The organism is Paenibacillus sp. NPDC057886, assembly GCF_042796655.1.
Classification (GTDB): domain Bacteria; phylum Bacillota; class Bacilli; order Paenibacillales; family Paenibacillaceae; genus Paenibacillus.
Map to the genome: position 1 here is coordinate 88,864 of NZ_JBHVMZ010000010.1, position 16,409 is coordinate 105,272.

The following is a 16,409-nucleotide window of genomic DNA, read 5'->3' on the forward strand; positions in this document are numbered from 1 at the left end:
ATGTTTCCATTGTAATGATCGTGTCCAAACCTGGGATGAGAACATAGTTCGGATGTGGTTGCAGGCATGATCATATGCAAGTTTATTAGGTTAGCTTTTAACTACAAGCGCAGTTCAATACAGGTTTACGAGCTGCTGTTGTTTCATCCAGACGGGTAACCGGTGTGCCATAAGGGGCATTGAGTACCAGTTCAGGTGTCTCTTCTGCTTCCTTGGCAATGCGAATCATCGTATCAATGAATCCATCAAGTGTTTCTTTGCTCTCCGTTTCCGTCGGCTCAATCATGATGCACTCCTCCACGTTCAGCGGGAAGTACACGGTTGGCGGGTGATACCCAAAATCAAGCAATCGTTTGGCAACATCCAGTGTACGTACACCGTACTGTTTCAACCCCCGGCCAGACATCACAAATTCATGTTTGCACACGCCTGGATACGGAATCTCGTAGTAAGGTGCGAGACGGGCCATCATGTAGTTGGCGTTGAGCACGGCACATTCAGATACCCGGCGCAAGCCTTCAGGTCCATAGGTACGAATGTAGGCATAGGCACGGACCAGAATACCGAAGTTGCCGTAATACGCTTTGACCCGGCCAATGGATTGATCACCTTCGCGATCCAATGCATATAAGCCCTCATCATTTTTGATGACCAGCGGTTTCGGTAGAAACGGAATCAAGCGGCTCTTCACGCCAACCGGGCCGGCACCAGGTCCACCCCCGCCGTGCGGAGTGCTCATCGTTTTATGCAAGTTCAGATGCACCACGTCGAAGCCCATATCGCCAGGCCGGGTGATGCCCATGATGGCATTGGAGTTGGCTCCATCGTAATACAGCAAGCCACCTGCCTGGTGCACAATGGAAGCAATCTCCTGAATGTCTTTCTCAAAAAGTCCGAGTGTGTTCGGGTTGGTCAGCATCAGTGCTGCGGTATCCGAACCAACAGCTGCGCGAAGTGCATCCAGATCTACCAGACCGTCTGCGCGGGAAGGGATTGTTACCGTTTCGAAACCTGCTACGGTTGCACTTGCCGGGTTGGTCCCGTGAGAAGAGTCCGGTACGATAACCTTCGTGCGCTGTTCACCACGACCTTCGTGGTAGGCACGGATCATCATGAGCCCAGTCCATTCGCCATGTGCACCAGCGGCCGGTTGCAGCGTAACGGCGTCCATACCGGTTAGTCCGGCAAGGTCATTTTGCAACGTGTAGAGCAGTTCAAGTGCACCTTGGATGCTGGATTCGTGCTGATATGGATGAATTTTGGCGAACCCGTTGTAACGGGCCACATCCTCATTAATCTTCGGATTATATTTCATCGTACAAGAGCCGAGTGGATAGAATCCGTTATCTACCCCAAAATTACGACGGGACAGGGCAGTGTAGTGGCGAATGACGTCCACTTCAAAAACCTCAGGCAATGCCGCTGCTTCCGACCGAAGCATTTCCCGGGGAATCAGGGAATCGACAGCTTGACGGGGAACGTCGCACTCAGGCAAGGAATACGCCACCCGACCCGGACTGCTGAGTTCAAAAATCAACGATTGCTCCGGTGCTGGAGAGACAGCCTGGTTAGTGACTGTTGTGATGGTTTCAGGTTGGCCCGAAGTAGAGAAAGAGGTTACTGTTTCCGATTGTCCTTGTGCTGATGTCGTCGTTGTCTTTGTTGTCGTTTTCTGAGTCACAGCGATCCCTCCAATACACGTGCGAATTCGTCTATCTCTTCCTTGCTGCGCCGTTCAGTAACCGCAATCAGCATATGTCCGGCGAGCTCAGGATAATCACGTCCAAGCTCATAGCCACCAATGAAACCTGCATCGAGCAATTTCAGTTGCAGTGATTCCACATTTATTCCTTCAGGCAGTTGGATAACAAACTCATTGAAAGTTGGTGCGGTAAACGTAAGAGAGACCCCTCGAATAGCGGTAAGCGTGTTAAGGGCATAATGGCTCTTTTGCAAATTCAAATCAGCGACGTCAATCATACCTTGTTTACCCATGATGGACATATAAACAGAGGCGCTCAGTGCGAGCAAAGCCTGATTGGAACAGATGTTGGACGTCGCCTTTTCACGGCGGATATGCTGTTCCCGTGCTTGCAGCGTGAGTACAAAACCACGCTTGCCGTTGCGGTCCGTTGTCTGGCCTACAATTCGGCCAGGAATCCGGCGCATATGAGCCTGGGATACGGCGAAGTATCCGCATGTTGGACCGCCGAGTGAAGCGGCGATACCAAGGGGCTGTGCGTCGCCAACGACGATGTCAGCACCCAGCTTGCCTGGGGCTTCCAGCAGACCCAGCGATAGCGGGTTGGCGCTGACTACGAGCAGACTTTTATGCGAATGCGCAAGATCTGCGGCCTGTTTTACATTTTCCACGGCGCCGAAGAAGTTCGGGCTTTGGATCATGACGGCTGCGGTGTCATCGGACACGGCGGCTTGCAGGGCATCCCAGTCTGTTACACCATTTTGATATCCAATCTCAACAATCTCCAAATTGAGGCCATGTGCATAAGCTTGCAATACCTGACGGGATTCAGGGTGCACGGTACGTGACACAATCAGCTGTTTGCGGCGGGTTGCCGCTGCGGCCAGATTGCCTGCTTCCGCGAATGCAGTCGCACCATCGTACATGCTGGCATTGGCTACAGCCATGCCTGTTAACTCACAGATGTAGGATTGAAACTCGAAAATCGCCTGCAATTCTCCCTGGCTGATCTCGGGTTGATAAGGTGTATAGGCGGTATAGAACTCGGAACGGGAGATGACATGATTAATGACGGAAGGAACGTGGTGATCATAAATGCCTGCACCCAGGAAACTGGCGTGTGTCTCGAAGTTGGCATTCGCTCCCGCTTGCTTCGACATATGACGTGTCAGTGCATATTCATCGAGTTTGGAGGAAACAGGCAGTTCACCCTGATAGCGAATCTCCTGTGGAATGTCATGGAACAGATCCTCAATCGTTTCCACACCGATGGTTGCCAGCATGGCACTCTGATCCTGCTCGGTCATGGGAATGTAGCGATGCTTGCTCATGCTTGATCAGCTCCTTGAGTAGGTGTCTTTGGCGCACGTGTCCGTTTATGAAAAGGGGTTTTTACGACCTCGGCTTTCAGTTTCTTGCCACGAATCTCAATCTCCAGCGGGGTACCCAGCGCAGCATATTTGCTGTCAATCAGGGCCAGCCCCAGATTGCGTTTCAGCGTAGGGGATTGGGTGCCTGTGGTCACTTCACCAATCTGAACACCTTCGGCGTAAATCGGATAATGGGGGCGGGGAATACCGCGCTCGAGCACTTCGATGCCGACCAGCTTGCGGGCAGGCCCATCATTTTTTTGCTGCAACAAGGCTTCATGTCCGATAAACGGCCCGGCATTTAGCTTCACAAACATGCCAACGCCAGCCTCCAGCGGTGAGATGGTTGCAGACAATTCCTGTCCATACAGGGGCAGCTTGGCTTCAAAGCGCAGCGTATCCCGGGCACCCAGTCCTGTCGGAACGAGTCCGTGACCTTCTCCCGCTTGCATCAATCCGTTCCAGACCGCAGCAGCTTGTTCCGCAGGAACATAGAGTTCAAAGCCATCTTCACCTGTATATCCGGTGCGGGATAACAGCAATGTAACGCCACAGACCGTCGCATTTGCCACAAAGCGGAAAGGCTCAATCGAAGACACATCAGTGTCTGTCACCGTTCCGAGAATATCCACTGCCAGCGGACCTTGCAGAGCAAGCAGCGCCGTTTGATCCGAATCATTGGTCATCGTTACGCCTGGCGTCATGTGCTGTTGCAGCCATGCCCAGTCCTTGTCGATGTTGGAGGCATTAACCACCAGCATATAATGCTGGTCTTTCAGTTTATAGATCAGCAGATCATCGACCACGCCGCCATCCGGATAACACATTAACGTGTATTGGGCCTGACCGGGAACGAGTGTTGTTACATCATTGGTGGTCATGTGCTGTAAAAAAGCTTCTGCGTGTTCACCTTGTACAGTGAATTCGCCCATGTGGGATACATCAAATAATCCGGCACGTTCTCGCACCGCTTCATGCTCTTTCTGAATTCCGCTGAATTGTACCGGGAGCTCCCAGCCACCAAAATCAATGCATCGTACGCCTTCATATTGCTGATAGAGTGGAAAGAGTGGGGTTCTAAGCAAATCGGACATCCAATCACCTCGTCATGGGCCGTCAACCGGCCGAGTGTATAACCATGGATCAATGAATCTGGGATCATATTTTATGATAAAAGTAAGGTAAGGACGCTATAGGCTGCGCCGCTCTATAACCTGTTTTCGTTTTTTTGGGAAAAAGGAAAAGGACAGGCCAAAGAACCGGCATGCCAGAAGCACGCTGTATTCTTAGGCTCTGTCCTTGGTACCTGAGAGTTACCCCGCCGCCTGATGCAGCAGGTTTCCCCTTGGGTGATCATAACGCCCACACAGGGCGAATAGATGCTCTCCAGAGTTGCGTCCCGTAAAAGTCCTTTTGCCTGAGAGATTCACCTCCGCTTGTCGGTGGCTTACTCCTTCGGCGTTACCGCATGTACACCCTGATTCGGGTGTCAAGGGTAATCTCTCCCTTTACATTCATCCGCGGGTATTGCATAGACCAATAAACACATTTACTACTCTCATTAAAGCCTGAATCGACTATTGATGTCAAGAACGATATCATAGAAAACAATAAAAAATCCGAATGAAATTTTTAATTAATATCATAATGTTCGTCTATTTATAAAGAGCGCGCTTACTTTTCTAATATTCCCCATTATATGTAGGGAGAGTCCAAATGAGTTACAGGCATATAAGGAAGAAAATCAAATAAATTGTAAGGTATCTTGACATTTGATTCAAAAATATCATACGCTATGTTCTGGGAAAAAGGTTTAGGTCAAAGAAACGCATGCACTCATTAATGAAAAGCGAGGCGGATATCGATGAGCGAATTGAAAAGTGATTTCCTGTACAGTGAAGAGCACGAATGGGTGCAGACCGTAGGGGAGGATACCGTACGTATTGGCATTACCGAGTTCGCACAGCATCAGCTGGGTGACATTGTGTTTGTGGAATTGCCTGACCTGGAATCGGATGTAAAAGCGGAAGATAGTATTGGAACGATTGAATCCGTCAAAACCGTTTCGGATCTGTTTTCTCCTGTCAGTGGAACGATTATTGCTGTAAATGATGCATTGCAGGATTCTCCGGAGCTGGTTAACAACTCTCCATATGACGAAGGCTGGATGATCGAGATTCGTGTTGAGGGCGACCTGACAGCAGCACTGTCCACGTTGATGAATGCGGATGCGTATCGTCAACATACGGAATAATATTAATGTTCGATTCTCTGGCTAACAGGGAGTTTCAGCTTGATGTAAAAGTTCGTTTAACGAAAAAAAATGAATGGATTGATTATAGATCCGGATAGTGATACTGCTCATTCGGAGAATGCTTAGGCGCAATGGCCTCATCTGACACAGGATGAGCAATTGCGCCTTTTGTCGTTGTTAACGGATAAATCGGACGGGATGATTATCACTCTAACGTGTTTCATCATCATCCCTAAATGAGTTGGAAACAGATTGTCAAAATAGAATAAATTCACAATTTTATTTGTCATTAAAATGGTGCAATTCGTGGGAATGATACATGAAAGGGAATAACAGGTTCCGATGCATATACAGGTTTAAATATGGAAGAATCCTTTAAATTTAAATCTTGTCATCAACGTTCATGACGGAAGTAGGTTTTCATTTCGTTGTAGAAGATACCGTTTTCATTTACGATATGGTTGTAAATTAAGATTTATTGCAGAGTTGTACCTTCGTTCGTCTGGATCATTGTAGTCCAAATTCAGGGGAATAAAGGTTTAATATGTTGAGGAGGTTTTCAATATGAGTTCAGTGGACGCAAAGTCCGAAAAAAGCGGAGGAATACGGGTCGGCGTTCAGAAGTTTGGACGTTTCCTAAGCGGTATGGTTATGCCGAATATGGGTGCATTTATCGCCTGGGGTTTGATTACGGCATTGTTCATTCCAAAAGGATGGTTCCCTAACGCAGATTTTGCATTGCTGGTTGATCCAATGATCAAATATTTGCTACCTTTGCTTATCGGTTACACAGGCGGTACCATGGTACACGGCCAACGTGGTGGTGTAGTCGGCGCAATCATGACCATCGGGGTTATTGTCGGCAGTGACATTCCAATGTTTCTTGGCGCCATGATTGCCGGTCCATTGGGAGCCTGGGTCATTAAGAAATTTGACAAGGCTGTCGATGGCAAAATCAAATCAGGGTTTGAGATGCTGGTTAACAACTTTTCCGCTGGTATTATTGGTGGGATTTTGGCCCTTCTAGCCCTTAAAGGCATCGGGCCTTTTGTTGAAGCAATTAGCAAGGTGTTATCGGCCGGGGTAGAAACGTTGATGAATGCTGGTCTTCTCCCACTGGTCAATCTGATCATTGAGCCAGGAAAAGTATTGTTCCTGAACAATGCCATCAACCATGGGATCCTGACACCGATTGGTACGGATCAAGCAAGAGAACTGGGTCAATCCGTATTATTCATGCTTGAATCCAATCCAGGACCTGGACTCGGCATTTTGCTGGCATACTGCTTCTTCGGTCGGGGATCAGCCAAATCTTCCGCTCCAGGTGCAGTAATCATCCATTTCTTTGGCGGGATTCATGAGATTTATTTCCCTTACATTCTGATGAGACCGATACTGATTCTGGCTGCGATGGCTGGTGGCGTAGCGGGTACATTGACTTTCATGCTGACAGGAGCTGGTTTGGTTTCAGCACCGTCACCGGGAAGTATCATTGCCTACTCGTTGTTAACACCTAAGGGTGGATATCTTGGCATGTTTGCAGGGGTAGCCGTAGCTGCGATCATCTCCTTCCTTGTGGCGTCTGTGCTGCTCAAAACAGGCAAACAGAAGGATGACGAAGATCTGGATAGTGCTTCCAACCGTATGAAGGATATGAAAAATCAGGGCAAAACGGGCAACCTCACCGTTGATAAAGATAATCGGGAAGCTGACCGTGCGGCTGATATTGCTTCTTCGGCAGTAAAAACGGATATCAATAAAATAGTATTCTCCTGTGATGCAGGTATGGGTTCAAGTGCCATGGGGGCCTCGATACTGCGGAAGAAAATGAAGGCAGCTGGTGTGGATGTCGCTGTAACTAACACGGCGATCAGTGAGATTCCACAAGATGCCGACATCGTCATCACACAGAAAACATTGACAGACCGGGCCAAATCCGTGGCTCCAAATGCAGAACATATTTCCATCGATAACTTCCTGAAGAGTCCTGAATATGAGGCACTGGTGGAGCGCCTCAAATCTGACTCCTGATGAGTAATATTACAAGGAGACAGCGTGAGATCGTGGAGTTCCTGCTGGAGCATCCGCATGAGGTAACTGCTGGCGATATAGCTGTTGCGGTCAAAGTAAGCACTCGCACCGTACATCGGGAGTTGCAGATGATTGAACAATGGCTTGAGCCCCTTGGCATGAGATTGGAAAAAAAATCGGGAACCGGGGTTCGAATTGATCCCGGTTCCGATGATTTGGCCGTATTGCGCCAACAACTTGAGCTTAACGAATATGTGGAGTTTACGCCCGAAGAGCGTAAACTCTTCATGCTTTGTATTTTGCTGGATGAATCCGAGCCTGTGAAGCTGCTTGCCCTGGCCTCAGATCTGAAGGTTACCGTATCTACGGCAAGCAACGATCTGGACGATCTGGAGCCACGCATTCATCTGGCGGGATTGAAACTGGTTCGCAGGCGTGGATATGGGGTCAAGATCAATGGAAGCGAGCTGGCTCATCGCATGGCTATTTCGGCGCTCGCTCTTGAATATCTGGATGAATCCGATTTGTTCGGTAGACAAGCGGATCAGGGAGTTTCCAAAGTAAACAGCAAACTTCTGGAAATGATAGGACATGAGGACGTACTTACGGTCGAAAATGCGTTATGGCAGCCAGATATTGAGTGGTTGGAAAACATCCCGGAGCGTCAATACATGAAGCTACTGATTCAATTATCTGTAGCTGTTGTGCGGATTCGCAAAGGCTTTGGCATAGGTAGGGGCACACAACAGGACAAAAAAGACGTTGGAACTCCTCTGCAAGACGAGCGGAAGGTGCCGGAATATTTGGCTTCCCGATTGTGCGGAGTTCTATCTGCCCAGCTTGGGCTGGAGTTTGTGGGCGAGGAGCAGGCTTATTTTCACAGGCTGTTGATTGAAATCGAGCAATCAATTCATTCCTCACGTTTGCTGCCCATAGATGATCTGGTCCTACTCGACATGGTTCGTTCCCTCACAGATCGGATGCAGGAGAAAACTCATTATTCGTTCCATGAGGATCGTCTGCTCCGTGAAGGTCTGATTGCCCATATGGAGCCGGTGCTGGAACGAATGGATGGGCGACAGCTTATCCGTAATCCGTTACTTCAGCAGATCCGCAAGGATTATGAATCACTATTTGAGGATGTAAAGTTAGCAGTGCGAGAGGCCTGGCCCCATACGGATGTGCCGGATGAGGAGATCGGATTTTTGGTGATGCACTTCGGTGCTTCCATAGAACGGTTGCGGGTGCTCAAGCGTGAAATCAGGGCTGTCGTCGTCTGTACGAGCGGGATTGGATCTTCACGGATGTTATCAAGCCGCCTGTCCAAGGAAATTCCCGAAATTCGAATTGTGGACAGTGTATCCTGGTATGAAGCCGCACGTATACCGAAGACGGAATATGATCTCGTTCTCTCTACCGTTGATCTTCCAATGGATAAACATCAATACTACAAGGTGAGCCCACTGCTGACGGCAGAAGAAAGTGAACGGTTAAGGCACTTTATCAGGACAACGACGCTTCAGCGGGAACATAGTCCCCCAACTGAAGCAGATTCAAGGACAACAGGACGGATTTCCGATCCAGTTGGACTGGAAGCCACCCTGATTGAAATCGTACAGATTATCGGCAAGTTTCAGGTGTTCCCGCTGGATAATCAGGATATCGGATTTTTTGAAACGGCCTACGCCATGTGCAACGTTTTACATCAATCCGGTGTATTGAATAATCCAGAAGAGATTGCCAGGCTGCTGGAGGAGCGTGAAGCGGTTGGAAGCCAGAAGATTCCCGGGACTTCCCTCGCGCTGTTTCATACACGCAGTGATGGCATTCACAGTCCTTCAATTACGCTGTTCCAATTGACAAAGCCGCTTCTGCGCACGCCGGAAGACCCGGCAGGTGTTAGTCATGTGCTCTTGATGCTTGGACCGAGACAGTTATCGAAGGAAAGTTTGGAGGTACTGAGTGAGATCAGTGCGCTATTGTTGCAGGAAGAAATGATTGCATTACTTGAAAAAGGCAACCGGGATGATCTTATTCATTACTTGTCCCAAGAACTTGCGGGATTTTACCGCAGCAAAACCGAAATTGGAGGTATTCAAACATGAGTGTGTTAACTAAAGATAAAGTCATCATGAATGCAACGGCTCAGGACAAATACGAAGCGATTCGTATGGCAGGTCAAATTTTGAAAGACGCGGGACATATCACCGCTGAATACATTGACAAAATGCTTGAGCGTGAAGAGATTGTCTCCACGTATGTCGGCAACGGACTTGCAATTCCACACGGCACGAAGGAATCCAAATCATTCATCCTGTCCACAGGCATATCGGTCATTCAGTTCCCGCAAGGTGTTGATTTTGGGGAAGAAAAAGCGTATATGGTGATTGGTATCGCCGCTCAGGGTGGAGAACATATGGAGATCCTGACCAGCATCGCAGTCATCTGCGCCGAGGAAGAGAACATGGAAGCTTTGCGTCATGCTCAAACCGCTGAGGAAGTCATCACTATTTTGGAAAGTGAAATGGAACTATGAAGGCCCTTCACTTTGGAGCAGGTAATATTGGACGTGGCTTTATCGGTTTGATTTTGTCCCGTGCAGGCTACAATGTCGTTTTCTCGGACGTTAACCAGGAGCTGGTTACGGCTCTAGAGCAGCGTGGAGAGTACACGGTTGAACTGGCTAACGAGGCCAAGGACCTGGAGACAGTTACCGGTGTGAGTGCAATCGATGGAACCAATCTGGATACCGTTGCCCAGAACGTTGCAGAAGCTGAACTGATCACAACCGCAGTAGGTGTGGGTATTCTGAAACATATTGCTCCCGGTATTGCCAAAGGACTTACGTCCAGACTGGGAACGGGTGATGTCTTCCAGCCCCTTCACATTATTGCCTGTGAAAATGCAATTGGAGCCAGCACTCAGTTGAAAGAACATATATATGGTCTGCTGGATGAGCGTACCCGCCTGCTTGCGGATCAGTATGTGTATTTCCCGGATTCTGCCGTAGATCGGATTGTGCCAATTCAGCATCATGAAGATCCATTGCATGTACAGGTAGAGCCTTTCTATGAATGGGTTGTTGACCGTTCACAAATGGCTTCTGCATTCAAACCGGTTGAAGGTGTAATGTATGTGGATGATCTGGAGCCGTATATCGAACGGAAGCTGTTTACCGTTAATACCGGACACTGTATTGCCGCTTATATTGGATATGTGAACGGGTTTGATACGATTCAGAAGGCTATTGCCGATGAAAAAGTCAAATCCATCGTATATGGGGCCCTGCAGGAAACCGGAGCAGTTTTGGTGAAGCGTTTTGGGTTCAATGCCGATGATCATCAGTTGTACATTGCCAAAATATTGGAACGGTTCGTTAACCCGCATCTGACGGACGAAGTAACTCGTGTAGGACGTTCACCGCTGCGGAAACTGTCCCCGAATGACCGTTTGGTACGCCCGGCTCTCCAGGCTTATGAGTATGGCACGGAGACAACACATTTGGCGATGGGCATGGCGGCTGCCTGCAAATTTGATATTTCCGAAGACCCGGAAGCGGTGGAACTCCAGACTGCGATCCAGCAAAAAGGGGTTGAAGCAGCACTCAGCCAGTATACGTCCATGGACGAGAGCCATCCTGTACTGAAACAGGCTGTAGCGCATTATCAACAATTGCAGAAGTAACGATCTTCATTTCCATACAAAATTAATATCAATAGAAGAAGAGCCTCACAGGGTTAACTGTGGGGCTCTTTATTTTGCTCTGCGTTCTTTTTATACGTATCCAGACAAGCCTCGCATATACAAGACTTCCTGCTCTGTTCTGCCGGAATGGGGTCAAATACACCTTCCGGGAACACAGCCTGGTTACACCAGCATTCTGAATGAGGACGGCCAGCGGCATAAGAGCAGCCATTGGCCTCACCGCATAAAGGACATACAAGAACTTCTGGAGTAAACTTCTTTGTATCCTGTTCAACAGACATACGAGTCTTCCTTCCCCGATGAATTTCTAACCACGAACGATCGATAGGTTCATTAAAGTATACCAACTCAACTCATTATATCAATCCTCAATCCCGTGGTTATTCTTCAGGAGGCAATTCAATCTTCAGTCCTTCCACATGCTTGCGACTCATCAGTTTGCGTTTCTTGCGGTTTTCTTTGGTCTCCAGCACAATGTCGAGGTCATAGTCACCCGGATAAAGTTCATCTGCGGAGATATACAAGGTCAGGCGTTTTTTGTGAATTTTGACTTTGCGTCCACGCAGCATGACTCCGATATTTCCGCGACTGTCCTCCAGATCACAGACGATGCCTGACTGGTTCAGATAGGCTGCATAGACGCGATCCCCTTTTCGGAATACTTTGGCAGGGGAGATGGGTTCTAATGTTTCAGGCCCACCGGACTGCTTTCTTGTTCCAGTTTGTACGGACGGGCTGACAGGTTGAACTGTCTTCCTTGCTTTATGCAAGTGTTTTTGTTCAGCCGTGCTGTTTGTTTGCGATGACGACGAATTTACGTTAGGTACGGATGGAGTGAAGCTGGAAGAGACACTTTGCGAGACACCCTGATCCGAAATGAGCTTGGATCGCTCAATAATGCGCTGTGGCATGCCCAGTTTCAGTGCAATGGAATAGGCATAGCTGTCCCCGGCTTCTCCGATCCGCAATCGATAAAGAGGTTGAAGAGAGACCGTATCGAATTCCATTCGTGCATTCTCAAAGCCAGGCGTGGCTGCTGCAAAATGTTTGATTTCCCCAAAATGGGTAGTGGCGATAACGGTAGCTCCGCGACTGTGCAGTTCCTCCAGCATGGCGATGGAGAGTCCCACTCCCTCACCGGGATCGGTACCAGAGGCCATCTCATCAATAAGCACAAGCGTCGATGAATCGGCTTGATCCAGGATGCCAATCATGTTGCGAATATGTGCAGAAAAGGTACTGAGTGCTTGCTCCAGGCTCTGTCCATCGCCGATATCAACAGCGATTTCATGATACACGGCCATCTCGCCATCTTCAGCGACAGGGACAAGCAGACCGGATTGCATCATCAATGTGAGCAGACCCAATGTTTTGAGCGCAACCGTTTTGCCACCCGTATTCGGCCCTGTAATGATTAGTGAGGAATACGTTTGACCAATTGCAAAATCAAGCGGAACCATGGATGCACCCATAGACGGATGGCGGGCATTCTGAAGCCGAACCCGTCCATTGGCATTGACACGTACAGTCCGTCCGTCCATGGTCGCCGCATATTTTGCTTTGGCGAACAAGAAATCCAGAATCCCTACCGTTTCCGTATTTAGCGCAATTTCACGATTATAAGACTCTGCCAAGGAGGTTAAGTCACCAAGAATTTTCATTTCTTCCCGTGATTCCTCGGCTTGCAACGAAGCCATCTCCATTTGCAGACCTACTAATTCAGCAGGTTCAATATATACGGTTTGGCCACTACCCGATTCATCCAGCACACTGCCTTTAACGTGTTTGCGGAATTCTTTCTTAATGGGCAGCACTGTTCTTCCACCACGCTGACTAATCACATTTTCCTGCATGATGGAGCGATGTTTGCTTATAAGAGAATCCAGCTTGCGCTTCATGCGTTCCTCATTCACTGTCATTTTTTTGCGAATACGTATCAGTTCCTTGCTCGCCTGATCCTGAATGCGTCCACTATGGATACAGCGTTCAATCTCACTCAGCAGGGATTCCATCCATATCATGGATGAAGCGTAGCGACTAACTGTGGGGGCAACTTCGGCTTTGCCCTCCATGTATTTCATAAGCTGTGCGCAGCTGCGCAGAAACTGGGCGAGATGGCTGAAATCTCGTTCCGAAAATAAATAACCGGTGCCTAGCAGATCCATAATGGTCTCCATGCCATCCAGTGAAGGAATAGGCACACTTGCGCCGTTACGAATCAAAGCAGCCGCTTCAGCGGTCTCTTCCAGCCGAATTTGAATCAGAGGAGCGTCCACCATTGGTTTCATGTCTCTTGCATAACGTTTGCCCAAATAAGATAGGGCACAGGCTGCAACGTTTTTTTGGATTTGGGGATAACCCAGACTGGTTATTGTGTTTTCATTCATACTTGATCTCTCCTTGGTTATAAAATGGAATTTCGGTTTAAGCGATGGAACATATTCCCGAAAAACGCAAAAAGGGCGGAGAATGAACAAACGTCATTCTCCGCCCTTAACGTAGGGGAAAGTAGGGTCCGTTATAGGTCTATACAAAAAAATCCACGCTGAACACAGCGCGGAAATAGACCCGGACACGTACAATCCCGGAGGCGATTTATGATATCCGCTGTTCTTAACTAAGTACAGGGTAATGGCGCATCATGAAATACACGTATGCCACAAGGCACAAGTGAATCGAAGGCCAAACTCCTGAATATGAAACTTGTTAGTTAAGAACGCTCACCGACATCAAAATCTCTCCTTTGATTGAGGAATATGCAACTAATATAAACTGGAAATTGCCTTGAAGTCAACCTTAAATAATAAATAGTGGACTTGAATAACAATGGGTTTTAAAATAACAATAGTAAATTAATCCAATGAAAGCGATATTATACATACGTTTTGCATTAGATCGGGAAGCGATTCCGAAATCGTTCTCGTTCAAAACAACGCAAAATGCACAAAGGAGGATGCTCTTTTTGCCTAAATACCTGCTGCGTTTGCTCTGTTTTACCATGATTCTCGGAGCCCTTCCGGTCATTGTTATTGGTTCAGTCTCCTATTCGATTGCTTCACGTGACATTGAGCAGAAGGTGCGGGAAAGTAATTTGCAGATTCTGCATCAGACTCAAATGCGGGTAGAGCAAGTATTACGCAGCCTGCAATTATCGTCCATCCAATATGTGAATTCTCCACTGGTATTACAAGCGATGAAAAAACCGCTGGACAGCAGCGAATTTCAGGAAATTCGTGATCTAACTTCCGGATTTAATAATTTGCAATCGGTTACAAATATTGACCAGGCCTATCTTGTGAATCTCGATGAAGACTGGGTTGTATCGATGCGATCCTTTGGAAAATTGGATGATTTCAGTATTCGGGACCGGATTGGTTCCTATTTGAAATATACAAACAGCCTGTTTTGGGTGACGCAAAATGTGAGTTCATCCAAAGAAAGTATACCGGTATCGGCCGGAGTCGGTGAAGCGGCACAAGAACCCGCGCCTACCCTTATTTCATCCGACAATGTGGTCAGCATGGTATTCAAGATTCCGATGATACCAACGAATGTGAAACCAAAGGGGTTTCTGGTTATAGACATAGCTGATACAGAGTTAAGTACATTTCTAAGCCGAAATCCGAATTCAGGGGATATGTACGTCCTTGATCGGGAGCAGAAATATTTTCTCAACGATACAGAACAAGACGGGAAATACGACACGTTGAATCAGGAAATTCATGAAAAGGTACAAACGACGGGACAATCGGAGGGTTTCTTCAGCGCAGAGGTGGAAGGAAGCCAGGTGGCGGTTAGCTACAGGCAGTCCCCACTCAATGGCTGGTTGTATGTCTCCGTTGTATCGCTGAGTCAGATAACCGCTCAGTCACAGAAAATTGCATTGGTTACGGGAGTGGCTACACTCGTCATGTTATGTTTGACGGGACTAGTAGCCATCTATGGCAGTCGCAAGATGTATTCTCCCATTTCCAGACTTCTGCAGTTTACGAAAGGACTGGATTCTCCATTGGCTCCGTCGGGACGCCGTCAGGATGAATTCATATACATCGAAGAGCGATTATCGACCTTGTTCAGCTCGGAGAAAACGATGCGTGAGCAGATGAAGGGCCAGCATGTTCATTTGCAGGAATTTTTTATGACCAAACTGCTTACAGGCAAAATATCGGAAGATGACTTCCGATATCAGGGTCAGTTGTACGATTTTCCGACCACATGGTCCAGACTTGGGTTACTTACACTTCAGATCGATACCCTTGAAGGGACAAGGTATGAAGAGCAGGACCGGGATCTGCTGCTGTTCGCGTTAAACAATATGGTCGGTGAGCTGCTACCCTCTGAGATTCGGTTTGCACCTGTCATGATTGATGACGCCCAGGTTACGGTACTGGCATCCGTGCTGGATGATGAAGTACAGCTAAAAGAGTGGATGCACACTCAAGCTGAATTGATCCGTGAGCGGGTCGTGACCTATCTGAATCTGCCTGTAAGTATCGGTATTAGTCGCTCCTATTCTGCAATAGGTGATTCACCAAGGGCTTACCAGGAGAGTCGTGAGGCTCTGCAAGGCAGGGTAAGTCTGGGGAGCCGTATTATTTTGCATTATGAAGATATTCAGCCGCGCGGTCAGACGGAGGCAGCGTTATATACACAGCTCAGGATGATTGAAGACCAGTTGGCATCTGCGCTCAAGCAAGGGGACGAGGAGAAAACCGATGCGTACTTTAAGCAATACCTCGGTCTGCTTGCGGACAAGAAGCTGCACTTCAGCGAATATCCCGTTATCATGGTTCAACTGTTGTCCCGTGTGTATCAGCTTGTGCAGGAGCAGGGTGGAAATGTGGCGGAAGTGTTGGGCGAAAAGGCCTCTATGGCTCGACTGCTCAAGTTGTCCACATTGGATGAAATGACGAACTGGTTCCGCAAATGTTTATTTCAACCTGTGATTCGATTCTGGCGCGAACAGGAAGAGTCTCAATATTTGAATATTGCCCGGCGCATGATTCGGCTGATCGAGGAGCGATATGATCGTGAATTGTCGCTGGAAGCTTGCGCAGAAGAACTGAATTTTCATCCAGTTTATCTGAGCCGTGTGTTCAAGAAGGAGGCTGGTGTGAACTTTACGGAATACCTTGCCGAATACCGGATGGAAAAAGCCAAAATCTGGCTGCAGACGACCAACCTGAAAATATCGGAGATTGCCGAGAAACTCAATTACACGAACCCTACCGCTTTTATCCGCACGTTTCGTAAAATTACTGGAACCACCCCCGGAAAATACCGGGAGCAGCAGCGATAAATGCAACCTGCTCTGCCTGCCATGGCAGGCAGGTTTTTCTTTGTTTCA

Annotated in this window: 11 protein-coding genes and 2 riboswitches; of the genes, 6 read left to right on the forward strand and 5 right to left on the reverse strand. The window is 48.0% G+C overall.

Features of this window, described 5'->3' with window-relative positions; all coding sequences use genetic code 11:
* Nucleotides 1-97: 97 nt before the first annotated feature.
* The 3 genes from gcvPB to gcvT all read right to left on the reverse strand — a co-directional run bounded on the left by gcvPB (nucleotide 98) and on the right by gcvT (nucleotide 4,166).
* Nucleotides 98-1,585, reverse strand: a complete 1,488-nt coding sequence (gene gcvPB, locus ACFVQB_RS28320) for an aminomethyl-transferring glycine dehydrogenase subunit GcvPB (protein ID WP_379447618.1) — start codon at nucleotides 1,583-1,585, stop codon at nucleotides 98-100.
* Between the two features lie 92 nt (nucleotides 1,586-1,677).
* On the reverse strand, nucleotides 1,678-3,033 hold the full coding sequence (gene gcvPA, locus ACFVQB_RS28325; RefSeq protein ID WP_379447200.1) for an aminomethyl-transferring glycine dehydrogenase subunit GcvPA: 1,356 nt from the start codon (nucleotides 3,031-3,033) through the stop codon (nucleotides 1,678-1,680).
* Nucleotides 3,030-4,166 (reverse strand): glycine cleavage system aminomethyltransferase GcvT, encoded by a 1,137-nt coding sequence (gene gcvT, locus ACFVQB_RS28330; protein ID WP_379447201.1) that lies wholly within the window; start codon nucleotides 4,164-4,166, stop codon nucleotides 3,030-3,032. The genes gcvPA and gcvT overlap by 4 nt, the downstream gene beginning before the upstream one ends.
* Before the next feature lie 197 nt (nucleotides 4,167-4,363).
* Nucleotides 4,364-4,464: riboswitch (glycine riboswitch) on the reverse strand.
* Nucleotides 4,465-4,467: 3 nt separating this feature from the next.
* A riboswitch (glycine riboswitch) is annotated at nucleotides 4,468-4,590 on the reverse strand.
* Between the two features lie 346 nt (nucleotides 4,591-4,936).
* Here gcvT and gcvH point away from each other — a divergent pair.
* The 5 genes from gcvH (at nucleotide 4,937) to ACFVQB_RS28355 (ending at nucleotide 11,041) form a co-directional block, all read left to right on the forward strand.
* Nucleotides 4,937-5,326, forward strand: a complete 390-nt coding sequence (gene gcvH, locus ACFVQB_RS28335; protein ID WP_379447202.1) for a glycine cleavage system protein GcvH — start codon at nucleotides 4,937-4,939, stop codon at nucleotides 5,324-5,326.
* A gap of 564 nt (nucleotides 5,327-5,890) precedes the next feature.
* Nucleotides 5,891-7,357, forward strand: coding sequence for a PTS mannitol transporter subunit IIBC (locus ACFVQB_RS28340; RefSeq protein ID WP_379447203.1), 1,467 nt, complete (start codon nucleotides 5,891-5,893; stop codon nucleotides 7,355-7,357).
* Entirely contained in the window at nucleotides 7,357-9,462 is a 2,106-nt protein-coding gene (locus ACFVQB_RS28345; protein WP_379447204.1) for a BglG family transcription antiterminator, read from the forward strand. The genes ACFVQB_RS28340 and ACFVQB_RS28345 overlap by 1 nt, the downstream gene beginning before the upstream one ends.
* Nucleotides 9,459-9,893, forward strand: coding sequence for a PTS mannitol transporter subunit IIA (locus tag ACFVQB_RS28350; protein WP_024633110.1), 435 nt, complete (start codon nucleotides 9,459-9,461; stop codon nucleotides 9,891-9,893). Before ACFVQB_RS28345 ends, ACFVQB_RS28350 begins: the two co-directional genes overlap by 4 nt.
* Nucleotides 9,890-11,041 (forward strand): mannitol-1-phosphate 5-dehydrogenase, encoded by a 1,152-nt coding sequence (locus ACFVQB_RS28355; RefSeq protein ID WP_379447205.1) that lies wholly within the window; start codon nucleotides 9,890-9,892, stop codon nucleotides 11,039-11,041. Before ACFVQB_RS28350 ends, ACFVQB_RS28355 begins: the two co-directional genes overlap by 4 nt.
* Nucleotides 11,042-11,094: 53 nt before the next feature.
* Here the strand turns inward: ACFVQB_RS28355 and ACFVQB_RS28360 are convergent, their stop codons facing one another.
* Both ACFVQB_RS28360 and ACFVQB_RS28365 read right to left on the reverse strand, forming a co-directional pair.
* Complete coding sequence (locus tag ACFVQB_RS28360; protein WP_379447206.1) at nucleotides 11,095-11,343, reverse strand: cysteine-rich CWC family protein; 249 nt, start codon at nucleotides 11,341-11,343, stop codon at nucleotides 11,095-11,097.
* A 99-nt stretch (nucleotides 11,344-11,442) separates the two neighbouring features.
* The gene (locus ACFVQB_RS28365) at nucleotides 11,443-13,449 is read right to left on the reverse strand and encodes an endonuclease MutS2 (protein ID WP_379447207.1); all 2,007 of its coding nucleotides are present in this window, start codon (nucleotides 13,447-13,449) and stop codon (nucleotides 11,443-11,445) included.
* 575 nt (nucleotides 13,450-14,024) lie between these two features.
* Here ACFVQB_RS28365 and ACFVQB_RS28370 point away from each other — a divergent pair.
* A complete protein-coding gene (locus ACFVQB_RS28370; protein WP_379447208.1) occupies nucleotides 14,025-16,361 on the forward strand; it encodes a helix-turn-helix domain-containing protein in 2,337 nt (778 codons plus the stop codon).
* Nucleotides 16,362-16,409: the final 48 nt, after the last annotated feature.